Below are 23,735 nucleotides of genomic sequence, written 5' to 3' on the forward strand. Positions count from 1 at the left end.
GTTTGTGGATTAAGATTATGTGATTGCTTCCTTCGTCGCAATGACTATCGAACAATAACGCCGTCCTGAAAAATAATCGGCACTTCTTCCACATTATTTTCGGCGATAGAATTTGCCTTGAAGATAAAATTTTTGTCATAAAGAGTATTTCCGATGAAAAAAGTGACCATAAATTCATTGTTTAACGTCAAAACATCGTCTTGAATCAATTCAATTTTTACTGTTGAAACAGGCGGAACTTCCACAAAAGCGTGACGAAGCAAAGACGTTTTTTTCATCTCGCCATCAATCATTCCGGATGCTTTTGACACGACCATAACGCCGTCTAATTGGAAATCACTGTCATTTATTAAATGCGCATACCAAGTTTTCTGCATAAAATCATCGTTCCATTCTTGGATTGCGGCGATAAAAACGTTTTCTACTTGCGGGATGATGATGTCTTTTTTCATAAGTAAGTCTAAAAGTTGGAAAGTCTAAAGTCTTAAAGGCAAGGTGATAGACAAACTACACCTTTCGACCTTAAGACTTTAGACTTTATGACTATATGCTAGATTTGAATTGTTCCAAGAAACGGATGTCGTTTTCATAAAACATTCTGATGTCGCCAATTTGGTGCAACAACATCGCGATTCTTTCCACACCCATTCCAAAGGCAAAACCTGTGAATTCGTCTGGATTGATACCGCAATTTTTCAAAACATTTGGGTCTACCATGCCGCAACCTCCGATTTCCAACCAGCCGGTTCCTTTGGTAATTCTATAATCCGTTTCGGTTTTTAAACCCCAATAAATATCGATTTCCGCACTTGGTTCCGTAAACGGAAAGTACGACGGGCGAAGGCGAATTTTTGACTTCCCGAACATTTCTTTGGTAAAATATAAAAGCGTCTGCTTTAAGTCGGCAAACGAAACATCTTTGTCAATATACAAACCTTCCACTTGGTGAAAAATACAGTGAGAACGCGACGAAACAGCTTCATTTCTGAAAACTCTTCCTGGCGAAATCGTTCTGATTGGCGGTTTATTTTCTTCCATGTAACGCACTTGAACTGACGATGTGTGCGTTCTCAAAAGCACGTCTGGATTGGTTTGGATGAAAAAAGTATCCTGCATATCTCTCGCCGGATGGTATTCTGGAAGATTCAATGCCGTAAAATTATGCCAGTCATCTTCAATTTCCGGACCTTCAGAAACATTAAATCCGATGTTAGAGAAAATGTCGATGATTTGGTTTTTTACTAAAGAAATTGGGTGACGCGAACCGATTTTCAAAGGCTCCGCCGGACGCGTCAAATCGCCGTAGATTCCCACGGTTTCTTCCTTGCTTTCCAATGATTCTTGAATCGATTTTACTTTTTCTTCAGCCGTGTTTTTCAACTCGTTGATTACTTGCCCGAATTCTTTTTTCAGTTCGTTTGGAACATTTTTAAATTCTGCGAAAAAGTCTTTCAAAAGTCCTTTGCTCCCTAGAAATTTAATTCTAAAAGCTTCAAGTTCATCTTTTGTTTGTGTTTGGAATGCTTTTGCTTCGCCAATATATTCTTTAATCTTGTCTATCATCGTCTTTTTGTAAAGGTGCAAATTTACTATTTTTCCGTGAAAAGTTAGCAGTTTTCAGTAGCAGTTTTCAGTCTTGCTTGTTAAATCGAAATCGTAAAAGCAATTGAACGCGGATGCAACGGATTTAACGGATTTTTGCAGATTTTTTTGTAACTTTAATTCACTTCTGAAATCTATTCAATCACTTCTTTCTCCAAAAAATAATTCACAATCGCTTCTTTCATCAAAACTGATTGTTCGCCGGCTTTCAACGGAGGCAATTCTTCTTTTACTTTGTAATGTGGCCAACCTTCGCTGTCAAAATAGTCGAATTCATAGTATCCATAAGGTTCTAAAAGTCGGCAAATGGCGATGTGCATCAGGTTTACTTTTTCGTCTTTTTTGAATTTTTGGTGGATTTTACCCAATTCCTGGATTCCGATTAGGTAAATTATAGCGTCCAAATCCAAGTCTTCGCCTTGCGAAAATTGGTCGGAAAGTAAGTTAACGAGCTTTTCCCAGCGCTCTTTTAATTGTATATCTCTAGACATTTTAGTTATGAATTATGAGTTATGAATTATGAGTTTGGCGTACCTTTCTCAGATTCGATAACAAAAATTTAGTTTGCAAAGATACACTCTTGAATTTTGTTTTTCTATGAAAGGCTGTATCTTCGTCGCTTATATTTTTTTTAGATGGGATTTTTGGATATAATTTTGGGGATTTTCTTGGCTTACGGATTCATTCGTGGCATTTGGAACGGTTTTTTTGTGGAATTTGCTTCGTTAATTTCGTTGATGCTCGGAATTTATGTTGCCATAAAATTCTCATTCATAACCGCCGAATTTCTCTCAGATTTATTTTCTTGGAACCCAAAAACGATTGCTATTTGGGCCTTCATCTTAACTTTTATCGCGGTGGTTTTGGGCGTTTCTTTATTGGCAAAATTCTTTACGACGGTTGCCAATTTCGCAAGTTTGGGAATTTTTAATAAAATCGCTGGAGGTATTTTCGGAGTAATAAAAATGTGCTTGATTTTAAGTTTTGCTTTGGCTTTGTTCCAAAAAATAAATTTCAATAATACTTTTGCAGCCAAGAAAACTTTGGATGATTCATTATTTTATAATCCAATTTTGAAGGTTTCTGAGTATCTTTTTCCTGTTTTTGAGGAATGGTTCGCGGAACTTAAAAAATAGGATTTCTAGTCATTGCGAGGAACGAAGCAATCACATAATCTGAATCGACAACTTTGCTGACAATCGTGATGTGATTGCTTCGTTCCTCGCAATGACGGAACTTACTTAATTTCCTTCAAAGCTTCCTTAGAAATCCACCCAACTCTTTCATCAGCCAATTGAATTTTTCTCCAGTCATTTGAAGTTTCTAAAATTTGAACTTTTGTACCTTCGTGGAGCGTAAAACTGTCTTTGGCGCTTTCTTTTGGGTTTGCTTTTGCGGTAATTCTTTCAGCAAAAATAATCGCTGGTTTGTCTTTTTCAACTCTTGATTTTTCTGAAACTGCGAACGAAACGCTGAAAACCAATCCGATTAAAGCAAAAAACATTCCAATGAAGAAAATTCTTTTCAAAATGGTATTCGAGAAAAAATAATACGCCACGAAAAACAATAGAAAAACCACTGAAAATCCGATGGCAATTTTTCCCCAATCATCAAAAGTATACTGTGACGTGAAGTCATCTACCGTTTTTCCAAAACCTACTCTTTCAATCGGTTTTATTTCGTCGATGGTCATATTTTGGGCAAATCTCAAGTTGTTTTTGGCTTCGCCATAATTCGGATTTAGCAACAATGCTTTTTCATAATTGTAAATCGAAGGCGCAACTTTGTTCAGTTTGTAATAGGCATTTCCCAAATTAAAATACACTTCTGCCGAATGATTTTTCGAGTTTAAAATCGATTCATATTCGGTAATCGCTTCCTGAAATTTATCTTTTTTATACAACGCGTTTCCTTTTTCAAAAGCATTTTGTGCCCAGAAAACCTGCGTGAAAAGTAGAAATATATAGAGTATGTTTTTCATTACTATTAGTTTAAATCCGCTAGGACAACTGTTTTTCCAAATCAGAAATTACGCTTACGGCTTTATCAAAATCTTGCTGAATTGCCACGCTTGAATACGGCGCATATCTCGCAAATTCACAGTTTTCTGTCAAGTTGATGAATTCAGTAACCGTTTCTGGTTTTGCATTTTTCTCAAGCAAAATTTCGGTGATGATTTCCTTGCTCATTTCTGAAGTTTCGATATGCAATTTGGCCTTCAAGAAATTATGCAACGCTCTTTCCAATGCGATATAAAAAGGCTCTTTGTTATTGATTTGTTTCTTCGCTTGCGACAGATATTTCTTTGCCAAACGGTTCGACCTTTTGCTTCTATTCCCAACAATATCGCTGTCCATCGCTTCTTTTCTTTTTCTCGCCAAAATGATTATTGGAATCAAAATAAACGGCGTAAACAGCAAAATATAAAACAAAGTTGTCCCGAAGAACACTTCTTTTTTCATCGACTGCAAGTTGGTTTTCAAAGCAATTGACGCAAATTTAGCATTCTTTTTTTCGGGTTGAGTTCCAAATTTTGTGCTATCCGTTGAAGCCGTTGCTTCCGTTGGTCCGTCGATAACTTTAATAACAATATCTTCTGAAGTTACTGTTTTATAGCGTTTTGTAGCCAAATCAAAGTAAGAGAATGTCAATCCTTTTATCGTATAATTCCCTTGAAATTGCGGAACAATAGTGTATTTATCAGCAATTTTTCCTTGCATTCCCGAAAGCGGAATAGTTACTTTTTCAGTATGAACCGGGTCGTACATTTCCAAAGCGCTTGGCACAACTGGTTTTGGCAAAGTGAATAATTTCAAGTTTCCATTGCCTGAAACGCTTACGTCTAATTCTAGAGATTCTCCGTGTTTTAGTTCTGTTTTTGAAGGTTTTACGACAAAATTAAATTTCCCGACAGCTCCGCCAAAATCCTCTGGTTTTCCAGTTTCTGGCAAAGGTTTTACATTGATGGTTTTTGTTCCTGCTGAAATAGTTTTATTTGCTGTTGCATATTGAAATCTTCCCCAAACATCACGACGATTTGTTGGTGCATCGATAACCAAATCTAATGTCAATGGTTCGATGGTCAATTTGCCAGATTTCTGCGGATACAAAACGGTTTTTCTCCAAACCACCATTCCAGCTTCCTGACCTTGGTACGTGCTTCGAACGGCCGTCAAGTTTTTCATATCAATGGCTTGGCTCCAGAAATCATTGTATTTTGGGCTCGAAGCTTCTCTGGCATTTCTGATGTTTACCGTTGGCGAAAAATACAGCTTGTAAACAACGGTAACTTGCTCGTTAAAATATGGATTTGGATTTGAAATTTCTGCAACCAAATGCACTCCAGCGTCCGGAATATAGTTTGGACTAGTTGGGTCTTTTGATTCGTCAATCGCGTCTGTCACCGTGATTGTGATGGGATTTGTCTTATAAATTTCACCTCTAATATCAATAGAAGCTTGTTTTATCGCAATTTTTCCTTTTCGCGTTGGAAGCAAAATGTAGATGTACGATTTATTGAAAGTCGCGCGTCCATTTATCCAAGTTTGGCTTACTTGCTGGCTCGGACCGCCCACCACGCGAAATCCTTCAAACGATGGTGGCGTAAAATTATCGCCGTCGTCGTTCATCGTAAAGTCGATTCGAAGGCGTTCATTCAAGCCCAAAGTTTGCTTGCTGACTCTCGCCTCAAACTGCACTTGCGCGGAAAGTCCGTTGACACAGATTAAAAATAACGCTATAAAAAAATTCCTCATTTTCATCTCCACTTTTACCAATCTTTTTCGGTTTGAACCGGTCTGCCTTTTACTTTTTTGGCATTCACTTTTTCCTGAATTTTCTTTTCTTCGTTGTTTACGGCATCCAATAAATTCTGCATATTTTGTTTCGACGGACTGTTTCCTGGCTGTGGTTTTGGCTTGTCGCCGTTGTCGCCATCTTTTTTATCCTTGTCGTTTTTGCCGTCTTTATTGTCTTTTTTATCGTCGCCTTTATCCTTGTCTTTGTCGCCTTTATCGTCTTTTTTGTCCTTATCTTTGTCTTCCTTCTCCTTATTTTCTTTTTTGTCTTTGTCTTTTTTGCTGTCGTCTTTTGGCGGTTCAGGATTGTTTTTCAAATATTCTTTTGCCAAAGCATAATTGTAACGCGTTTGTTCATCACTGGGATTATTTCTCAAGGCATTTTTATACGCTTCCACAGCATCAGAATACTTTTTTTCGGTCATAAAAATGTTTCCAAGATTATGAAAAGCTCTGTGTTTTTCCGGCTTTGTCTTAGCATTTTCAATCGATTTTACATACGCCAACTTTGCTTCGCTTGGCTGTTTTTGTCTGTAAATCGTGTTTCCTAAATTATAAGAAGCAATTGCTTTCGTCGGATTTTTTGATGCTGAAATTCGGTATTCGGCTTCGGCATCGGCATAATTTTTCTCTTTAAATTCATCGTTTCCTTTTGGCAGATTTTTATCCTTCTCTTGGGCAGAAACCGCCAAAGAAAAAGTGAGCAACGCATATAAAAACAGCTTCTTCATATTATTCCTTTTCATTAAATAAATTCAACTTTTTCACCCAGTGTGTTTTTTTCTCTAAGAAGAAAATATCTATAAATAGCAACAAGAATGCAAAACCGGCAAGCCATTGAAATTGAGATTGATAATTGGCAAATTGCTTGGTTTCAAATTCGGTTTTTTCAATATTATTCAAGGCATTTTTCACATAATCAACAACTTCTTTTGTATTGTTTCCGCTGATGTAACCTCCTTTTGTGGCTTTCGCGATTTCTCTCAAAGTCGTTTCATTTAGTTTTGTAGTTACCACTTCGCCGTTTTGGTCGCGCTGGTAACTTTCAACGATGCCATTTTTCTTAAACGGAATTGGCCCTCCCTTTTCAGTTCCCAAACCAATTGTCAAGATTTTCAAGCCGTTTTTATTGGCTTCTTCCGCCACATCTTGAACGCCTTCTGAATGGTCTTCTCCGTCAGAAATCATGATGACCAACTTGGCTGTTTTGCTTTTTTCGTCGAAGTAAGTTGCCGAAAGCTGAATTGCCTCGTCAAGCGAAGTTCCTTGTGACGAAACCATTCCCGGATTCATACTTTGAAGGAACATTTTGGCAACCGAATAATCTGTTGTGATTGGCAAAACAGGAAAAGCGCTTCCGGCATAAGCCACAATTCCAATTCTGTCACTTCCCAAATTGTTGATGATTTGCGACACAATTTGCTTTGTTTTTTCCAAACGACTTGGCGCAATGTCTTCGGCCAACATCGATTTTGAAACGTCAATTGCAAAAACAATATCGATTCCTTCCCGTTTTACCGTTTCAACTTTCGTGCCGACTTTTGGGTTCACCAAAGCCAAAATAACGCAAGCCAAAGCCAAAAGTAAAATCGAAATTTTTAGCGTCGCTTTAAAAACAGATTTTTCTGGACTCAATCTTTTTACCAATGCCAAATCCCCGAATTCGCGTTGTTTTTTACGTTTCCAATATAAATTGAAAAGGTAAATCAACACCACGATTGGGATGATTATCAGCAGATAGAGATATTTTTTTTCGTCTAATTCGTCGTACATAATTTTTTAAATAAAGCTTCTAAAAACTGTATTTTTCAATAAGATTTCAAGCAATAAAAGGATTCCGGCTGCGATGGCAAAAGGTCGGAACCTTTCGTCATAATTGTAGAATTTTTGCTCTTCTATTTCTGTGGTTTCCAGCTTGTTGATTTCTTCATAAATCGCTTTCAAGCTTTGATTATTTTTTGCCCTAAAGTATTTTCCGTCGGTTGTTCTTGCAATTTCTCGCATCAGATTTTCATCGATTTGAACCTGCATCATTCGGTATTCAAATTCGCCGTTAGGTTTGATCGCGTAAGGAGATTCTGCCATTCCAGTCGTTCCAATCCCGATAGTATACACTTTTATTCCAAATTCTTTTGCAATTTCCGAAGCCATTCTTGGGTCAATCGAACCTGAATTATTGACACCATCGGTTAAAAGAATGATGACTTTACTTTTCGCTTGGCTATCTTTCAAACGGTTCACGGCTGTTGCCAATCCCATCCCAATTCCGGTTCCATCTTGTAAAAGTTGGTCGTATTTCACTGTCGACAAAGCGTCTAAAATCAAGGCTTTGTCACTTGTCACAGGAATTTTTGTGTAACTTTCTGCCGCATAAACCACTAATCCGATTCTGTCATTTGGCCTTGCTTCCACAAAATCTGCGGCTACTTTTTTCAAAGCTTCCATTCGGTTTGGCTTTAAATCTCGCGTCAGCATACTTCCCGAAACGTCAATTGACATTACGATATCAATTCCGTTTGTGATATTGGTTTTATTGCTGATATCCACTGATTGCGGTCTGGCCAAAGCTACAATCAACGCGCTTAATCCCAAGATTCGCAACACAAAAAGTATCGGTCTTAATTTTCCTAAAATCGACGGTTTTGCCTTAAACCCTTTTAACGAACTAATTTTTAGCGAAGCCTGTCTTTTTCCTTTCCAGATATACCAAGCGATTGCCACGGGAAGCAGCAGAAATAACCAGAAAAACTCGGGATTTAAAAAGGTAACATTTTTCATCTTAGTTTACTTTTTTAAGTTCAACAGAGTTTATAATTCGGTCGGCAATCTGAGCTCCAAATTCGTCACTATCAAGGTGCATGATGATGATTTCTTGCAATCCGCCGTCTTGTGCAAAAACGATAATTTGGTACGCCAATTTCACAGATTTGTCTTGTTCAGCGTCATAAACCGTCATTGAACCGTAAGCTTTTTGGCCCGTAATTCCTTCGCCTGTATCAAATTTATCTTGTTTCACAAAAACGTCTTTTGCTTTCAAGCTTGCTTCAAAAATCTTGATTTCTCTTTCAATAACTTTTTCTAGCGGCACTTGCACCGTATCTTTAAATGAGGTCGTTGCCACGGAAATTGAAAGTCCTCCGACAATGCTTCCGTAACCAAATCTTTGGCTTTCTTTTACATTTGCCTGCAATTTTGAAGAAGCAATTCTTTTCAGAACTTTTGGCGTTTCCATCGTCACGGCTGGGTTCCCATAATCACTTTTCACCCATTCGCCTTCGACCAAATCTTTTGTTGGATGTCCGATGAAATTATCTTTCAAATAATCCATTCCAGAAGTAGCCATAAAATAACCAAATGCAATCAAAACCAAGAATCCAATCCCGAAGGAAGCCATCAAAATCTTGCGCTTGCGTTTCTTTTTCAATAATAATTCACGACGTTTTGCATCTAAAATCAAGCTTTCGTCTTCTTCCTCTTCCACTTCAGGAATTGCTTTGTGCAACGTGAAAATCGTTTTTTCAATTTTGCTTCGGTCTTCGGCAATTTCAAATTCTAAAGGTTTTGATTTGGCAAATTTCACCAAATCCGCTTGACGGAGAACACGCTCTAAGTTTTCAACCGTTTCCTTTGAAATCTTCATTTTCTTTCTGACTGCGGCGCTTCTCAAACCGGCAATTACTTCAGAAGTCGTGCTTTCCATCGCTGGAACTTGAATTTCTTCTTCGATATAAGTTCTTGCAATATCGGTCAATTGCGAATAATAATCTTTGATTTCGCCTTTTTGCCAAAGCTCTTTTTGTTCTAAATTTTTAAGCAACGAAACCGCTTTTTCGATTGGCGTTGCATAAACGATTTCTTCCGTTTTTTCTTTCCGCTTGTATTTTTTAGCTAGGAAATAAATCAAGACACCGATTCCTGCCAAAAGCAAGATTCCCAAAAGCCATTTCCACCAATTTCCCATCGGTTCTTTGACCTCAGCGATTCCTTTGATGTCGTACATTTTTTGTTTTAAGGTGTCCACTTTTACGCTGGCAACCTCAACAAATAGTGAATCTGTAGAAAAAGGTTTGTTGTTAATTAAGACTTTTAAACTCGGAAGCAAGTATTTTCCAGAGTCAAATTGCGTCAATCCATATCTTTTGGTCAGCAAATAACGGTCGTTTTCTTTGACAGTATCTGTTGGATAGGATTCTAAAACTTCCAATTGCCCAAAAGTCGTTCCTTCCGGAAAAACCACATTTGACAACGTATCGACAGAAGTTTTTAAAGTAAGATTAATTTGCGCTCCGATTTTAATTTTGGTCGAATCAACCGAGGTTGTTACTCGTTTTTGTCCGTAGGAAAAAGTTCCAACCAATACCAGAAGCAGTATGTAAAAAGTGTTGTTTTTCATTTTTTTGTTCCTAATCTTTATTCGTAAAAAGGGGGAAAAAAGATTAACCTCTCGATTTAAAATAGCCCAATAATTTTGTTACGTAACTTTCGTCAACCCTGGTATTTACTGTACCCGAACCGCTTTTACTGAAAGTTTCCTTGAAATATTTTATTTTCTCCTGATAGTATTTTTCATACTCCAATCGCACCGATTTTGAACCTGTGTTCACTAGCATCGTTTCTCCCGTTTCAGCATCCAACATATTCACAACGCCGATGTTTGGCATTTTTTCTTCTCTACTATCATACACTCGAATTCCGGTTAAATCGTGCTTCTTTCCGGCAATTTTCAAGGTTTTTTCATAATCGTCATCCGTCAAGAAATCAGAAATCATAAAGACGATTGCTTTCTTTTTTATAACTCCGGAGAAAAAACGTAGCGCTTGAGCAATGTTTGTTTTTTTACTTTTTGGCTGAAATTCAATTAATTCTCGAATGATTCTCAACACGTGCGACCTTCCTTTTTTTGGCGGAATAAACAATTCGATTTGGTCAGAAAACAAAATTAATCCGATTTTATCATTGTTTTGAGTTGCCGAGAAAGCCATTGTTGCGGCGATTTCTGTCACAATTTCTTTTTTGAAAGCATTTTGTGTTCCAAAACTTTCCGAACCGCTGACGTCGACCATCAGCATCATCGTCAATTCTCTTTCTTCCTCAAAAACTTTGATGTAAGGTTCGTTATATCTTGCCGTTACATTCCAGTCAATCGCACGAACGTCGTCACCAAACTGGTATTGACGCACTTCGCTGAACGTCATTCCGCGTCCTTTGAAAGACGTGTGATATTCTCCCGAAAAGATGTGATCGCTCAATCTTCGGGTTTTGATTTCTATTTTTCGAACTTTTTTGAGTAATTCCTTTGTATCCATTTCTTTAGATTTCAGATTTTAGATTTCAGAATTCAGAATTTAGATGGTCTGAAAACTGCAAACTGCCATCTGATTAAGGTACTTCAACTTCGTTTACAATTTTATTGATTATGTCAACAGAAGTTACGTTTTCAGCTTCAGCTTCATACGTAATTCCGATTCTGTGGCGCAAAACATCGTGAACAACAGCGCGAACGTCCTCTGGAATCACATAGCCTCTACGTTTGATGAAGGCATAACATTTCGCGGCAGTGGCCAAATTGATGCTTCCACGTGGAGATGAACCAAAACTGATTAAAGGTTTTAAACTTTCTAATTTATATTTTTCTGGATAACGCGTTGCAAAGATGATATCTAAGATATATTTCTCAATTTTTTCATCCATATAAACCTCGCGAACCGCTTCTTGAGCTCTAATAATCTGATCAACTGAAATTACCGGATTTACTTTTTCAAAAGAACCTTTTAAGCTTTGACGAACCACCATTCGCTCTTCTTCCATTTTTGGATAATCGATAACGGTTTTCAACATAAAACGATCGACTTGTGCTTCTGGCAACGGATAAGTTCCTTCTTGTTCTACCGGATTTTGAGTTGCCAAAACCAAAAACGGACGATCTAATTTGAACGTCGTATCTCCAATAGTTACTTGCTTTTCTTGCATCGCTTCCAAAAGAGCTGACTGCACTTTTGCCGGAGCACGGTTGATCTCATCTGCCAAAACGAAATTGGCGAAAATCGGGCCTTTTTTAATCGAAAAAGCGTTGTCTTTAATGTTGTAAATCATTGTTCCCACAACATCTGCAGGAAGCAAATCTGGAGTAAACTGAATACGGCTAAATGAACCGTGAATTGCTTGCGAAAGCGTGTTAATTGCTAATGTTTTTGCCAAACCTGGAACCCCTTCCAGTAAGATGTGACCTTGACCTAAAAGACCGATCAATAATCTTTCAACCATATGCTTCTGACCGACAATCACTTTGTTCATTTCCATAAAAAGCAAGTCGATAAACGCGCTTTCTCTCTCTATTTTTTCATTGATTGCTCTAATGTCTAATGCAGTAGCATTTTCTTCCATAATGTAATATTTAAAGCCGTGAAATTAGTATTTTGTTTGATGGGTGCAAATTGAAAATTTATTTACTGGTAAGACGTTAAGAATCTGTTAAAAATTATTTGAAACCCTTGGCTTTAAGGATGATTTATGATTTTCTTTTCATAAATTTAGAAACTTAAATTTAGTATCGTGAAAACAGCCTTATCTCCTATAATTGCGGGAACTATGAATTGGGGTGTTTGGGATAAAAATCTCAATACCTCAGAGATGGCAAACCTCATCAATGTTTGCTTCGAAAATAAAATCACCACTTTTGACCACGCCGATATTTATGGCGGTTACACCACGGAAGCTTCCTTTGGAAAAGCCTTGACAGAAAGCAAAATCAATCGTGAGAAAATACAATTGATTTCAAAGTGTGGTATTCTTCAAAACTCAGAAAATCGTCCGTATAAAGTCAAGAATTATGATTACTCGAAAGAATATATTATTTGGTCAGTAGAAAATTCATTAAAAAATCTCCATTCAGATTATCTGGATGTGCTTTTACTGCATCGCCCGAGTCCGTTGATGAATTCGGAAGAAATTGCTGAGGCCGTTGAAAAATTGAAATCTGACGGAAAAATTTTAGATTTTGGTTTATCCAATTTTACACCTTCGCAAACGGATTTAATTCGTTCCAAAACCGAAGTTTCTTATAACCAAATCCAATTTTCTGCAACCGATTTTGAAGCGATGTTAAACGGAAGCTTGGATCACATGCAAGTAAACAATATTCGTCCGATGGCGTGGAATCCGCTTGGAACAGTTTTTAGAGAAAATACAGATCAGACAAAACGATTGAAAACGCTTTTGGCTGATTTGGTTTCAAAATACCACGTGGGTTCTGACACGATTTTATTGTCTTGGGTTTTACAGCATCCGGCAAAAATTATCCCAATTGCAGGAACCGTGAATGTGGCGCGATTACAGCAATTATTTAAAGCTACGGAGTTTAAATTGGAAAGAGAAGAATGGTTTTCAATTTGGACGGAGAGTATGGGGAATCAAGTTCCTTAAATAGTTATGAGTGTCGCTCGAACCTAAGTTTCTAAAAACAAACACTGAATGATTACAAAAATGAAAAATTCCTTTTTATACGCTTTTATATTTCTGATTTTAATCGGTTGCAATTCAAAAAAAGACGCTTACAACTTCGAAAAAATTATTTTTCACAGCTCCAGATGTTTTGGAAGTTGTCCGATAATTAACTTGCAAGTCAATAGCGACAAATCAATATTACTTTCAAAAACGTCGACCTCAACAATGAAAAAGGCGTCAGTAAGCGCGAACAATGACGAACTGGAATATTTTAAAGGAACGTTAAGCGATAACCTTTTCAATAAACTGACGTCTGAGTTAGCAAAAACGCAAAACGTAAATTTTGAAGGCATAAATTGTTGTGACGCTCCCTTAAAATCGATGATTATTTACCAGGGCGGAAAACGAAAAGAAATCGAAACGATGTTTCCTCCTGAAGAATCGGCAAATCTTATTGCAACGCTTTATGAGATAAGCAGTTTGGAGAATCTAACTAAAGTCAGTGAAAAATTTGAGATTGAAACTATCAAGCATCAAGAATAATTTTTCAACAAAGAAATAAAAAATGAAAACAGTCTTAATAACAGGTGCAACAAGTGGCATCGGAAGAGCAACGGCAATTGAATTAGCCAAAAATAATTTCAAACTAATTCTCTGTGGACGACGCGAAGACCGTTTGGCAGAGTTGCAACTCGAATTAGAACATCGCACAAAAGTGCACACTTTAAATTTCGACGTAAGAAAGAAAAAAGCAGTTCAAGAAGCAATTGATTCTTTACCTCCAGATTTTTCTAAAATCGATGTTTTGATCAATAATGCTGGAAATGCGCACGGTTTAGATCCAATTGAAACTGGAGATTTAGACGATTGGGATGCGATGATTGACATAAACGTAAAAGGTTTATTATATGTTTCTCATGCCATAATTCCGAAAATGGTGGAACAACGAAGCGGTCATATTATCAACATTGGTTCTACGGCCGCAAAAGAAGTTTATCCAAACGGAAATGTGTATTGCGCCACAAAACACGCTGTTGACGCGATAAACCAAGGCATGCGAATGGATTTGAACCAATACGGAATCCGTGTGGGAGGAATTCATCCGGGAATGGTGGAAACTGAATTTTCACAAGTACGTTTTAAAGGCGATGCGGAAAGAGCGGCGAATGTTTATAAAGGATTTGAACCGCTAAAACCAGAAGATATCGCCGACATTATTCGATTTGTAATCACAAGGCCTTATCATGTCAATATCGCTGATTTGGTCGTGATGTCAACCGCTCAAGCTTCGTCGACAATTGTAAATAGAATAATTTAAACGCAATAAGCAATAGGCTTTAAGCTTTCATCCGAAATCTTAAAGCCTTTTTTTAATCTTGGACCTTGAACCAAAACCCAGAACCCAGAAATGATCAACAAACGCCTCCTTATAAAAAACCTTCTCGCTCATAATGACGAGAGCAGTTTTTATGACAAAAAGCGCCAGTTGAACTTGCATACGCGGGAAGGAAAAGGAAAATTCCTGAAACATATTTGTGCTTTGTCCAATTCAAATCCTGCGAACAATTCTTATATTGTTGTTGGAGTTGAAGACCACGACAATGAAATTGTGGGCGATGATTTTTTTGACGACAGCCGAATCCAAAATTTAGTGAATGCTTTTTTAGAAAATCCTCCGAAAATTCAATATGAAAATGTCCCGTTTCCGAATTTGTCTAAAGATAAAGTCGTTGGTTTAGTTACGATTAAACCTAAAAAAAGGGTTTCTTATTTCAAAAAGGGAATTCATACGATCATTGCAAAACAAGCTTTTATTCGAAGAGGAAGCAATTCAATTCCGGTAGAAGAATCAGAAGTCGAGCGAAATTACCAAAATACAGAAACCGTAATCAGCATTGAAAATAATTCGAGAAACAGCATCGAACATACTTTAGAGGGCGTGATTGATTTTATGAATAATCGTCACAAAGATATGTTTCCGAAGTATAAAGTTTTTAAGGAATTATTTGTGGTTTGCTGGGCTGGACATTCAAAAAAAGTCAAAGAAAAAACCTATTTGTCTCGCGTGGACATCGAATTGGTGAACGAACAAGTCAAGCTTTTTTATTCGGCTTTGGACGAAGTTTCTATAGAATTTGACCACAACACTTTTTCTATTACCGAATATCTTCCGTTAGGCTTAAACGACAAAACGAGCTATTATCCGCTGGAAAAACAGACGATTTATTTTTATGATAACGGTTATTATAAAATTGAAACTGAATTTCTTTTTGAACCGCCAGAATACAATCGGAAGATGTTATTTCATATCTACAATTCAAATATTTCTTTGCTTTCAAAATTAGAAAAATCACTGCCTTTATCTGATCGGGAAAAGAAGGATTTGGAAAATCTTCCGTCTACATTTATGATTTGCTATTTAAACGGATTTGACGATGCAAAACAAAGATTGATTGATGCAAAACCATTGCTGAAAGCTTTTGAAAACTCGACCGTTTATATCAGTTTTAAAGAAGCTTTACGTATTTTGCGAAAGATGAAATATGATAAAAATTAGACTTTGTGTGGCTCTATATTTCTGATAAATTTTTAGAATAAATCTAAAAACATTTTAAGAAAAAAGACAAAAAAAAAGCGGAACAATTGTCCCGCTTTTAAAATATCTTGATCCTTATTATTCAATAATAAAGTTATCGATATACAAGTCATAAACTCCACCATTTCCTGTTTTTAAAGAGAAAATATCGTTACCGGCAGTTGTGTTGTAAAGCACACCTGTAAGGTCTAGAGTTACTTTAATCCAAGTGTTATTTGTATTAATCGATCCTGTGTATTGATTTGTACCGTTACCGCTTGTGTTGATTTCAGTATTTTTAGTCAACGTTACTGGAGCTGACAAGCTTGAAAGGTTGAATACATCATAACCAGATGTTGAACGGTTAACGTTAAAAGATAACGCTTTTCCTGTTGCAGTACCTTTGATCCAAAACGTAATTTTTGTTGCGTTTGTTGGAAGACCTGCTGGAGCTTTTACTGTAAATACATAGTCATTTGCAGTTGGAGTTCCGTTGATACGTAAAGCTGTTGTTCCACCAAGACCATTTGCTGGGCTTTCAGTTGCATAAGGCTTAAGACCAAAGCTGTTTACAGATGCGATGAATGCTGGGTAGTTGTTAAAGTTACCACCTGCAAACAATAGAGTTCCTGCCAATTCTGGCGGAGTTGTTCCAGGGTTTTCTGGAGTTTCTGGTTCTTCCGGAGTTTCTGGCTCACCACCAATTCTGTCTTCTGTCAATTTAATATCTGTTGTATATCTTGCAACAAATTGAAAATCAGTACCGAATTTAGTCAAAATACCTCTGATTTTTCCGCTTTTGCTTGAAACAGGGTTTCCTTTGTATTCTGCGAAATTACCAGTTCTAAAGATTAATGTAGCTCCAGTTGCATCAGTAATTTGATGATTTGTTTCTGAACCAACAACGTTTGCAGGGTTATAATAGTTTTGACCTAAAGCTGAATCTGCAAATTGAACATCTTGTAATTCAATTAACTTACCGATGTAGTCATTTGAGATTTGAGAAAGCGTGATTGAATTTACCAAAGTTTCTTCATCAACAATGTCACAAGTTCTAGCTAATTTTGCAGGATATTCTGCTGCTGCAATTTGACCAACGTTTCCTTGGTAAAGAGCTCCGATTTGTAACGTATTGTTTCTAATTTGCGTGTAAAGTCCTTGAAGCTTGATAGCCACTTTTCTTCCCACATTGTAATCTGTAAAAAGGTCAGATTGGTTTACTGCAACGCTGAAACCTCTTGTTCCGTCAAGTGAAACCATATAGATGATTTTGTAAAAGTTACCACCTTTGTCACTTGATACCACTCTTGCTTCAATAACATCATTAGCAGCATAAAGAGTTGCTGTTGTTGTTGTTTGTGCATAAATTTCAGCAACAGTTTTTGTAGCCGCAGGAGCACTATCAACACAATCTAACGAAGGAATTGCATAATCGTCATCATTAACACATCCAGTAAAAATAACTGATGTCATAGCGATGCATAAAATTGATTTTAAGAAATTTGTTTTCATATGTACGCGATTTTGTTTTTTTAATTAGAAATTTAAATAGATGTTTACGAAATAATTTCTTCCGTAGCCATAAAAATATTTTGGGCCAAATGAACGAGTTGGTCCTTGTAAATCTTGAGATACTTGACCAAAGTTAGCATTTCTTGCTTGTTCAAATCCACCTGTTTTGTACGTTTTATCAAATACGTTGTTAACACTTGCGAATAAACCTAACGTTTTACCGTTAATTCTCCAAGATTTTCCACCAACAAGGTTGAAAATTGTTGCAGGATCAAACTTTTCTTGCTTCAAAAGTGCTTTTACTTGTTCTGGTGACGCATCATAAGGGAAACCATCAACGTCGTCAGAATTCACTAAAAAGTTATTAGTTCTTAATAACGGTGAAATATCAGAATAATTGTCTGCCAAGTAGTTAGCGTTTGCACCAATCCACCAGAATTTTGGATCTCTATATTCAATTCCAAATGAGTAAGCTTGTTGAGGCATTCCTGGTTGTTTGTAATCTTTCATGTAAGCTGTTCCAAAATCAATTACTTGACGAAGGTTATCTACGTTTAATTTTACATTAGGGTTGTTGTCATAAGTGTATTGACCATAAGCCGCAACTCCTGTTACTTTAATTGTTGGAGTTAATTGATATTCAATTCCAAGTTCTCCACCTAAGTTCTTTTTGTTTGAACCAGTTACAACTTCAGAAACGAATGCGTTTGCTGTACTTCCTAAATCTGTTTGTTGTTCTGAAGTTAATACTCCAAGACCTTCTGCAAAATAGAAACCAATGTCAGTAGAATTTTTAATTGTTGAATAATATCCCGTGATTCTTGCTTTCAATTTTGGCGCTCTGATAATATAACTTGCGTCAACGCTTGTGATATTTTCACTTTCTAAATCGGCAACAATATTATTGTTTACACGAGCATTTGGAAATGTATTTCTTAACGAAGGAGCTTGTGTCATATATGCAGCGTTAACATCAAACAAATGACGACCTGTTAATTTATATGTCAAACCTCCCTTGAAACCAAAGTTTTCAAAAGTTGCTTTAGCACTTTTACCTTTTGAATTGTTTTCATAGTTACCATTTCTGTACAAACCTTCTCTTTGGTATTCAGAACGAGAGAAAGATTGCGCCATGTAAAAGTCAAACTTTGTATAGCTGAATTTGAATTGAGTAAATGCGTCAACAATATCTGCTGTCAAGTTATAATTGTATCCAAATTCATCTCCAACAACAACTTTTCTTTGTGGATTGTCGATGTCTGATTCTTGTCTGATTCCACTCAAAAATGGATCAATGTCAAGGTAAGATGTTCCTCCTAAAAGATCCAGAACACTTTGGAAATTATGTGACTTCAATTTTCTGTAGTTTGCACCAGCGTTTAAGATGATGTTGTCAGAAAGTTGTGAATTTAAAATTGAGTTCGCTGTAAATTGCTTGTCATCAGTTCTATCTTCATAAAGGATTGCAAGAGATTCTCCGTTTTCAGCGTTGTCTCTGTATAGTTTATCCCAATTGATTTGTCTGTTAGCTAAGAAATTTTCTCTAGCTCCAGCAGCGTATCCAAGATTTGGCTCTTGATCTCCAACATATTGACCTGCAGAAGTATGCATAGTCGTAAAATAACTTGGAAGATTTCTATAATACGTTGGATCTGGATTTCTTGTAAAGTTAAAATCTAAACGACTGTTCCCGATTTTACCAAATTGGTAAGCAACGTTTGTGTTTAAGCTGTTTTTATCGTTAATTTTCCAGTAGTGGCTTAACATAAGAATTGGCTCTTCAACATCTTTGTCTCTTGAGTTTCTTTTCTTTCCATTTTGCCAACCCCAATAAGAATTGTATTTTTCTCCAGCTAAATCAGTAACTTCCTGAGTATTTGGAGAGTTCTTACCTCTGCTGTTTTGAGCATAAATTGAAGTAAAGTTCAAGCTGTGCTTGTCATTGATTCTTTTCTCCACACTTGCGAAAAATGAATTTGCGCTGTAATCTGTTCCATCAAAATAACCTTCTTCAGCCCATCTTCTTCCCGCAGAAATCACATAAGCCCATCCGTCTTTATTCATTCCAGATGCATGTGTAGCCATCATTCTCCAGCTATAATTTGTATTAGTTCCAGAGAAAGAAATTCTTGATCCCGGTCTGTAGAATGACGCTCTTGTGTTGATTTCCTGAGTTCCCAAAATTCCACCAAATGTATAATCAGACGGAGCTGATCCCATTGAAAATTCTTGGTTTCTTGTAGCATCATTTAAACCACCCCAGTTGCTCCATTGTGGTCTTCCGTCATAGATTTTGTTCATAGAAACACCATTAATCATAGTTTTTCCATACTCGTTATCCAAACCTCTTACACGAAATCTAGCTTGGCCAAAGTTAAAAGCCGCCGCTTGATTAAATACATCTCTTGTAGCTTGTAATAAACCTGCAGTACTTTCAGAACCGCTATTATCATCGCCAAGATCGTTCTCAGTAATGGTAATCAAACTTAACTGTTGTTCAGTAGTAATATCTTCTTCTAAAACAACAAGACCAATGTCAAGCGGAAATCCCGCCACTTCAATTGATAAAATTTGGCGAGAATAACCAGTGCTAGAAATTTCTAACAAATGGGTTCCTGCCGGTGCGCTTTCAAAAACAAAAATACCATCAGAATTTGTTAAAGTCGTCAAGGTTGTGTTTTGTAGCGTTGCAACAACGTTTTGCAAAGGTTTTTGTGTCTTTGAATCCACAACTTTCCCTTTAACTAAAGAGCCTTGCTGTGCAAAAGCAAAAACGACTTGCATCACAAAAAGAATACTAATTACAAGTTTTTTCATAAATAAAATTAAAATTAAGTCTCTGTCGTTAAGTTAATTATTTCTTAACAGGGTGCAAATGTATAACTTTTAATAATATTAATTACTTTTGCCCTCAAGTTTGTTAGAAAACTTGATATTAAATTAATATAGCGATTTATGAGAATTAGAAATTCAATCGGCCTTTTCATTGTTTTATTATCATTAAACAGTGCATTTGCGCAAGAAAAAAAATTTAAAGTGCAAACAGTTGCATTTTATAATGTGGAAAACCTGTTCGACACAATTAACAATGTTGATGTGAATGATGAAGAATATACTCCAACAGGAACACAGCGCTGGACACTTGAAAAATACAAGAAAAAATTAGGTAACTTAAGCAGAACATTAGCTGAAATCGGAACAAGCGATCAGCAAAAAGAATCACCAGTAGTAATTGGCGTTGCCGAAGTTGAAAACCGTGGCGTTTTAGAAGATTTGGTAAAGCAACCACTTTTGATCAACAAAGATTATGGAATCGTTCACTTCGATTCTCCCGATAAAAGAGGAATTGACGTTGGCCTTTTATACCAAAAAAAGCACTTTAAACCAACAAGCTATATTAACGTGCCTCTAATTATTTATGATCAATCTGATAAAACAAAAAGAATTTACACACGTGATCAGTTAGTAGTTACTGGTTTACTTGACGGAGAAGAAATTAATTTTATCGTAAATCACTGGCCATCACGTTCAGGCGGAGAGAAAAAATCAAGCCCAAACCGTGAAGCTGCCGGAAGGTTAAACAGAAAAATTATCGATTCACTTTACACAATCAATCCAAATGCAAAAGTCATTACAATGGGTGATTTAAATGACGGACCTTATAATAAGAGTGTAAAAGTTGAATTAGAAGCAAAAGCTAAAAAAGAAGAAACTAAAGAAAGAGGAATGTACAACCCAATGGAAGAAATGGCAAACAAAGGAATCGGAACCCTTGCTTACCGCGACGCCTGGGATTTATTTGACCAAATGATCCTTTCTGAACCATTAATTAGAAAAGATTATAACTCGTACCGTTTCTGGAAAGCAGGCGTTTACAACAAACCGTTCCTCACACAAACAACCGGACAATATAAAGGATATCCGCTCAGAAATTCAAACGGCCAAGTCGGTTTCAGTGACCACTTTCCGGTTTATGTCTATCTGATTAAAGAAGTAAAATAAATTTTAAAGGCTAGTTTTCGCTAGCCTTTTTTATTTTTAGTAAATTTATATCAAATTTAAAATTATGGCAATTTCAAAACCGTTCAATCTAAACAAATGGATTGATGAAAACCGACACCTTTTAAAACCACCAGTCGGGAATAAAAATATATACGTAGATTCAGAAGATTATATCGTGATGATTGTTGCAGGTCCAAATGCAAGAAAAGACTACCATTATAATGAAACCGAAGAACTTTTTTACCAGCTCGAAGGTTCGATAAAAGTAATTATTCAAGAAGACGGCGAACGCAAAGAAATGGAACTTCATGCCGGCGATATGTACCTTCATCCCGCAAAAACACCGCATTCGCCAGTTCGTTCTGCAGGTTCCATCGGGTTGGTAATCGAAAGAAAACGTGCCGGAAAAGGCTACACCGACGGACTTCTTTGGTTCTGCGACAACTGCAATCACAAATTATATGACGTTTACTTCGAATTAAACAACATCGAAAAAGATTTTCTCCCACATTTCCAGCATTTTTACAACTCAAAAGCCTTGCGCCAATGCAACAAATGCGGCACCATCATGGAAGCCGACAAAAGATATACATTAAAACGATAACTCCCTTCATTGCGATCCCGAAACTTCGGGAGAAGCAATCTCATAATCAAAATTACACAAGACAAGTAATTTTTTTAGGAGCAATTTCCCGCCTTTAGCATCAATCCAGAAACTTCGGCACGCAACAAAAAAGCCGTGTTTTTAAATTTTAAAAAGTCCCGAAGTTTCGGGACCTCCGGTCGCTTTTTTAAAATAAAAACACTGGCTTTTTTTGTTTCCGGGGTTTCCGCTACAATCGGAGCTATTGACGCAGTTTGTCGACAAAGATTGAGACTGACCTTTCCAAGAAAGCAAGTAGTTTCTCAAATAGCCCTGATGCTGCCATTGTTTGAGCTCTTAAACTGGTGGCCAAACCAGTTTAAAGCGAGTGGCTGCAGCAGGAAAAGGGCTCGCTGAAAATCAGTTGTTATTTGCTTCTAAAAAATAATCTGCGTTGTTTTTTAAATTCGTGAAATCTGTGTTTTGAAACCTCTAAACTTTTATTATGCGATCGCTTCTCCCGAAGTTTCGGGATCGCAATGACTGTATATTGCCAAAATCGCATTTTAATTCGCAAATTCCACCTATAAATCATAACTTCGCAAAAAATATTACAATTTACAATCAAAAAGTTATAAATGGCAACAACAGCAAATCAATTCGGAATGCAGGAAGCCTTGCAACAACTAGGCATCAAAGAAATTAACGAAGGAACTTCAACAGGAAATTCATGGTTTTCAAACGGAGAAATCCTAGAAAGCTACTCACCAGTTGACGGTCAATTAATTGGAAAAGTAAAAACGACAACTAAGGAAGATTATGAAAAAGTAATGCAAAGCGCAACTGAAGCTTTCAAAACTTTTCGTATGATGCCAGCGCCGCAACGTGGCGAAATTGTTCGCCAATTCGGACAAAAATTGCGTGAGAAAAAAGACGCTCTTGGAAAATTGGTTTCTTATGAAATGGGAAAATCATTGCAAGAAGGTCTTGGCGAAGTACAAGAAATGATTGACATCTGCGATTTTGCCGTTGGTTTGTCACGCCAATTGCATGGTTTCACGATGCACTCTGAACGTCCTGGACACAGAATGTATGATCAATATCACGCACTTGGAATCGTAGGAATTATTTCTGCGTTCAACTTTCCAGTAGCGGTTTGGTCTTGGAATACGGCTTTGGCTTGGATTGCCGGAGACGTTTGCGTTTGGAAACCATCTGAAAAAACACCTTTGTGTGGTGTTGCTTGTCAAAATATTATCGCCGAAGTTTTAAAAGAAAACAATCTTCCAGAAGGAATTTCTTGCTTGATCAACGGAGATTACAAAGTTGGAGAATGGATGACTTCTGACGTTCGTGTACCGTTGGTTTCGGCTACGGGTTCAACAAGAATGGGTAAAATCGTGGCGCAAACTGTTGCGGGACGTTTAGGTCGTTCGTTATTAGAATTAGGCGGAAACAATGCCATCATCGTTACTCCAGATGCTGACGTGAAAATGACGGTTATCGGTGCTGTTTTTGGCGCCGTTGGAACTGCCGGGCAACGTTGCACATCAACGCGTCGTTTGATTATCCACGAAAGTATTTATGACAAAGTAAGAGACGCGATTGTTTCGGCTTATGGCCAATTGAAAATCGGAAATCCTTTAGACCAAAACAATCATGTTGGACCGCTAATCGATACGCATGCTGTGGAAATGTACAACAAAGCTTTGACAAAAGTTGTTGCTGAAGGTGGGAAAATCATCGTTGAAGGTGGCGTTCTTTCTGGCGAAGGTTACGAAAGCGGATGCTACGTAAAACCTGCCATCGCAGAAGCAGAAGGTCATTATGAAATTGTGCAACACGAAACTTTTGCTCCAGTTTTATACTTATTGAAATATGACGGAGATGTTGATAACGCTATCGCTATTCAAAACGGAGTGGCGCAAGGATTGTCTTCTGCAATTATGACCAATAATTTGCGCGAAGCAGAAAGATTCCTTTCTGTTGCTGGTTCTGACTGCGGAATTGCCAACGTAAACATCGGAACTTCAGGTGCTGAAATTGGTGGCGCTTTTGGTGGTGAAAAAGAAACGGGTGGCGGACGCGAATCTGGTTCTGACGCTTGGAAAGTATATATGAGAAGACAGACAAATACAATCAATTACACTACGAATTTACCTTTGGCTCAAGGGATTAAGTTTGATTTGTAAGAAAGATAATAGAATTTTTTTAAGAAATC

The 23,735-nt window shown here is 37.1% G+C and carries 21 protein-coding genes; 8 read left to right on the top strand and 13 right to left on the bottom strand.

Annotation, left to right across the window (positions count from 1 at the left end):
* Nucleotides 1-44: 44 nt before the first annotated feature.
* The 3 genes from ACFPVY_RS17730 to ACFPVY_RS17740 form a co-directional block, all read right to left on the bottom strand.
* Nucleotides 45-452 (bottom strand): hypothetical protein, encoded by a 408-nt coding sequence (locus tag ACFPVY_RS17730; protein ID WP_379793508.1) that lies wholly within the window; start codon nucleotides 450-452, stop codon nucleotides 45-47.
* 91 nt (nucleotides 453-543) lie between these two features.
* The gene (pheS, locus tag ACFPVY_RS17735; RefSeq protein ID WP_379793510.1) at nucleotides 544-1,563 is read right to left on the bottom strand and encodes a phenylalanine--tRNA ligase subunit alpha; all 1,020 of its coding nucleotides are present in this window, start codon (nucleotides 1,561-1,563) and stop codon (nucleotides 544-546) included.
* Between the two features lie 173 nt (nucleotides 1,564-1,736).
* Nucleotides 1,737-2,093 carry a hypothetical protein gene (locus ACFPVY_RS17740; protein WP_379793511.1) on the bottom strand — a complete coding sequence of 119 codons (357 nt, stop codon included), beginning with the start codon at nucleotides 2,091-2,093 and terminating at the stop codon, nucleotides 1,737-1,739.
* 144 nt (nucleotides 2,094-2,237) lie between these two features.
* Here ACFPVY_RS17740 and ACFPVY_RS17745 point away from each other — a divergent pair, with 144 nt between their 5' ends.
* The gene (locus ACFPVY_RS17745; RefSeq protein ID WP_379793512.1) at nucleotides 2,238-2,738 is read left to right on the top strand and encodes a CvpA family protein; all 501 of its coding nucleotides are present in this window, start codon (nucleotides 2,238-2,240) and stop codon (nucleotides 2,736-2,738) included.
* Between the two features lie 101 nt (nucleotides 2,739-2,839).
* Here ACFPVY_RS17745 and ACFPVY_RS17750 read toward each other — a convergent pair whose 3' ends face one another.
* The 8 genes from ACFPVY_RS17750 to ACFPVY_RS17785 form a co-directional block, all read right to left on the bottom strand.
* On the bottom strand, nucleotides 2,840-3,583 hold the full coding sequence (locus ACFPVY_RS17750) for a tetratricopeptide repeat protein (RefSeq protein ID WP_379793513.1): 744 nt from the start codon (nucleotides 3,581-3,583) through the stop codon (nucleotides 2,840-2,842).
* Nucleotides 3,584-3,602: 19 nt separating this feature from the next.
* Nucleotides 3,603-5,357, bottom strand: a complete 1,755-nt coding sequence (locus ACFPVY_RS17755; protein ID WP_379793514.1) for a BatD family protein — start codon at nucleotides 5,355-5,357, stop codon at nucleotides 3,603-3,605.
* A gap of 14 nt (nucleotides 5,358-5,371) precedes the next feature.
* Complete coding sequence (locus ACFPVY_RS17760) at nucleotides 5,372-6,130, bottom strand: tetratricopeptide repeat protein (RefSeq protein ID WP_379793515.1); 759 nt, start codon at nucleotides 6,128-6,130, stop codon at nucleotides 5,372-5,374.
* 1 nt (nucleotide 6,131) lies between these two features.
* On the bottom strand, nucleotides 6,132-7,172 hold the full coding sequence (locus ACFPVY_RS17765; protein WP_379793516.1) for a vWA domain-containing protein: 1,041 nt from the start codon (nucleotides 7,170-7,172) through the stop codon (nucleotides 6,132-6,134).
* A gap of 6 nt (nucleotides 7,173-7,178) precedes the next feature.
* Nucleotides 7,179-8,177, bottom strand: coding sequence for a vWA domain-containing protein (locus tag ACFPVY_RS17770; RefSeq protein ID WP_379793517.1), 999 nt, complete (start codon nucleotides 8,175-8,177; stop codon nucleotides 7,179-7,181).
* Nucleotide 8,178: 1 nt separating this feature from the next.
* On the bottom strand, nucleotides 8,179-9,792 hold the full coding sequence (locus ACFPVY_RS17775; RefSeq protein ID WP_379793518.1) for a hypothetical protein: 1,614 nt from the start codon (nucleotides 9,790-9,792) through the stop codon (nucleotides 8,179-8,181).
* Between the two features lie 43 nt (nucleotides 9,793-9,835).
* On the bottom strand, nucleotides 9,836-10,705 hold the full coding sequence (locus tag ACFPVY_RS17780; protein WP_379793519.1) for a DUF58 domain-containing protein: 870 nt from the start codon (nucleotides 10,703-10,705) through the stop codon (nucleotides 9,836-9,838).
* Between the two features lie 73 nt (nucleotides 10,706-10,778).
* The gene (locus ACFPVY_RS17785; protein ID WP_379793520.1) at nucleotides 10,779-11,783 is read right to left on the bottom strand and encodes an AAA family ATPase; all 1,005 of its coding nucleotides are present in this window, start codon (nucleotides 11,781-11,783) and stop codon (nucleotides 10,779-10,781) included.
* A 165-nt stretch (nucleotides 11,784-11,948) separates the two neighbouring features.
* On the opposite strand from ACFPVY_RS17785, the gene ACFPVY_RS17790 reads away from it, so the two are divergent.
* From ACFPVY_RS17790 to ACFPVY_RS17805, 4 genes are all read left to right on the top strand, one after another.
* Nucleotides 11,949-12,821 (top strand): aldo/keto reductase, encoded by an 873-nt coding sequence (locus tag ACFPVY_RS17790; RefSeq protein ID WP_379793543.1) that lies wholly within the window; start codon nucleotides 11,949-11,951, stop codon nucleotides 12,819-12,821.
* 60 nt (nucleotides 12,822-12,881) lie between these two features.
* Nucleotides 12,882-13,385: a DUF6438 domain-containing protein gene (locus ACFPVY_RS17795; protein ID WP_379793521.1), complete on the top strand. Its 504-nt coding sequence runs from the start codon at nucleotides 12,882-12,884 to the stop codon at nucleotides 13,383-13,385.
* 22 nt (nucleotides 13,386-13,407) lie between these two features.
* Nucleotides 13,408-14,160, top strand: a complete 753-nt coding sequence (locus tag ACFPVY_RS17800) for an SDR family NAD(P)-dependent oxidoreductase (RefSeq protein WP_379793522.1) — start codon at nucleotides 13,408-13,410, stop codon at nucleotides 14,158-14,160.
* A gap of 90 nt (nucleotides 14,161-14,250) precedes the next feature.
* Nucleotides 14,251-15,399 (top strand): ATP-binding protein, encoded by a 1,149-nt coding sequence (locus ACFPVY_RS17805; protein WP_379793524.1) that lies wholly within the window; start codon nucleotides 14,251-14,253, stop codon nucleotides 15,397-15,399.
* Between the two features lie 117 nt (nucleotides 15,400-15,516).
* Here ACFPVY_RS17805 and ACFPVY_RS17810 read toward each other — a convergent pair whose 3' ends face one another.
* Nucleotides 15,517-16,929 carry a DUF5689 domain-containing protein gene (locus ACFPVY_RS17810; protein ID WP_379793525.1) on the bottom strand — a complete coding sequence of 471 codons (1,413 nt, stop codon included), beginning with the start codon at nucleotides 16,927-16,929 and terminating at the stop codon, nucleotides 15,517-15,519.
* Between the two features lie 24 nt (nucleotides 16,930-16,953).
* Nucleotides 16,954-19,746, bottom strand: coding sequence for a carboxypeptidase-like regulatory domain-containing protein (locus tag ACFPVY_RS17815; RefSeq protein WP_379793526.1), 2,793 nt, complete (start codon nucleotides 19,744-19,746; stop codon nucleotides 16,954-16,956).
* A 138-nt stretch (nucleotides 19,747-19,884) separates the two neighbouring features.
* Between ACFPVY_RS17815 and ACFPVY_RS17820 the strand changes: the two genes are divergently transcribed.
* The 3 genes from ACFPVY_RS17820 to amaB all read left to right on the top strand — a co-directional run bounded on the left by ACFPVY_RS17820 (nucleotide 19,885) and on the right by amaB (nucleotide 23,706).
* Complete coding sequence (locus ACFPVY_RS17820) at nucleotides 19,885-20,931, top strand: endonuclease/exonuclease/phosphatase family protein (RefSeq protein WP_379793527.1); 1,047 nt, start codon at nucleotides 19,885-19,887, stop codon at nucleotides 20,929-20,931.
* A gap of 64 nt (nucleotides 20,932-20,995) precedes the next feature.
* Nucleotides 20,996-21,535 (top strand): 3-hydroxyanthranilate 3,4-dioxygenase, encoded by a 540-nt coding sequence (locus ACFPVY_RS17825; protein ID WP_379793528.1) that lies wholly within the window; start codon nucleotides 20,996-20,998, stop codon nucleotides 21,533-21,535.
* 617 nt (nucleotides 21,536-22,152) lie between these two features.
* Nucleotides 22,153-23,706, top strand: a complete 1,554-nt coding sequence (amaB, locus tag ACFPVY_RS17830) for an L-piperidine-6-carboxylate dehydrogenase (protein ID WP_379793529.1) — start codon at nucleotides 22,153-22,155, stop codon at nucleotides 23,704-23,706.
* Nucleotides 23,707-23,735: the final 29 nt, after the last annotated feature.

Source organism: Flavobacterium qiangtangense (assembly GCF_042658345.1).
GTDB classification, from domain to species: domain Bacteria; phylum Bacteroidota; class Bacteroidia; order Flavobacteriales; family Flavobacteriaceae; genus Flavobacterium; species Flavobacterium qiangtangense.

What these genes read in the sequence shown, in the direction of transcription:
- amaB (WP_379793529.1), top strand. Translation starts at nt 22,153, where the DNA reads ATGGCAACAACAGCAAATCAATTCGGAATGCAGGAAGCCTTGCAACAA.
- ACFPVY_RS17765 (WP_379793516.1), bottom strand. Translation starts at nt 7,172, where the DNA reads ATGTACGACGAATTAGACGAAAAAAAATATCTCTATCTGCTGATAATC.
- ACFPVY_RS17780 (WP_379793519.1), bottom strand. Translation starts at nt 10,705, where the DNA reads ATGGATACAAAGGAATTACTCAAAAAAGTTCGAAAAATAGAAATCAAA.
- ACFPVY_RS17750 (WP_379793513.1), bottom strand. Translation starts at nt 3,583, where the DNA reads ATGAAAAACATACTCTATATATTTCTACTTTTCACGCAGGTTTTCTGG.
- ACFPVY_RS17785 (WP_379793520.1), bottom strand. Translation starts at nt 11,783, where the DNA reads ATGGAAGAAAATGCTACTGCATTAGACATTAGAGCAATCAATGAAAAA.
- ACFPVY_RS17745 (WP_379793512.1), top strand. Translation starts at nt 2,238, where the DNA reads ATGGGATTTTTGGATATAATTTTGGGGATTTTCTTGGCTTACGGATTC.
- ACFPVY_RS17810 (WP_379793525.1), bottom strand. Translation starts at nt 16,929, where the DNA reads ATGAAAACAAATTTCTTAAAATCAATTTTATGCATCGCTATGACATCA.
- ACFPVY_RS17805 (WP_379793524.1), top strand. Translation starts at nt 14,251, where the DNA reads ATGATCAACAAACGCCTCCTTATAAAAAACCTTCTCGCTCATAATGAC.
- ACFPVY_RS17770 (WP_379793517.1), bottom strand. Translation starts at nt 8,177, where the DNA reads ATGAAAAATGTTACCTTTTTAAATCCCGAGTTTTTCTGGTTATTTCTG.
- ACFPVY_RS17800 (WP_379793522.1), top strand. Translation starts at nt 13,408, where the DNA reads ATGAAAACAGTCTTAATAACAGGTGCAACAAGTGGCATCGGAAGAGCA.
- pheS (WP_379793510.1), bottom strand. Translation starts at nt 1,563, where the DNA reads ATGATAGACAAGATTAAAGAATATATTGGCGAAGCAAAAGCATTCCAA.
- ACFPVY_RS17820 (WP_379793527.1), top strand. Translation starts at nt 19,885, where the DNA reads ATGAGAATTAGAAATTCAATCGGCCTTTTCATTGTTTTATTATCATTA.
- ACFPVY_RS17740 (WP_379793511.1), bottom strand. Translation starts at nt 2,093, where the DNA reads ATGTCTAGAGATATACAATTAAAAGAGCGCTGGGAAAAGCTCGTTAAC.
- ACFPVY_RS17795 (WP_379793521.1), top strand. Translation starts at nt 12,882, where the DNA reads ATGAAAAATTCCTTTTTATACGCTTTTATATTTCTGATTTTAATCGGT.
- ACFPVY_RS17815 (WP_379793526.1), bottom strand. Translation starts at nt 19,746, where the DNA reads ATGAAAAAACTTGTAATTAGTATTCTTTTTGTGATGCAAGTCGTTTTT.
- ACFPVY_RS17760 (WP_379793515.1), bottom strand. Translation starts at nt 6,130, where the DNA reads ATGAAGAAGCTGTTTTTATATGCGTTGCTCACTTTTTCTTTGGCGGTT.
- ACFPVY_RS17775 (WP_379793518.1), bottom strand. Translation starts at nt 9,792, where the DNA reads ATGAAAAACAACACTTTTTACATACTGCTTCTGGTATTGGTTGGAACT.
- ACFPVY_RS17825 (WP_379793528.1), top strand. Translation starts at nt 20,996, where the DNA reads ATGGCAATTTCAAAACCGTTCAATCTAAACAAATGGATTGATGAAAAC.
- ACFPVY_RS17755 (WP_379793514.1), bottom strand. Translation starts at nt 5,357, where the DNA reads ATGAGGAATTTTTTTATAGCGTTATTTTTAATCTGTGTCAACGGACTT.
- ACFPVY_RS17730 (WP_379793508.1), bottom strand. Translation starts at nt 452, where the DNA reads ATGAAAAAAGACATCATCATCCCGCAAGTAGAAAACGTTTTTATCGCC.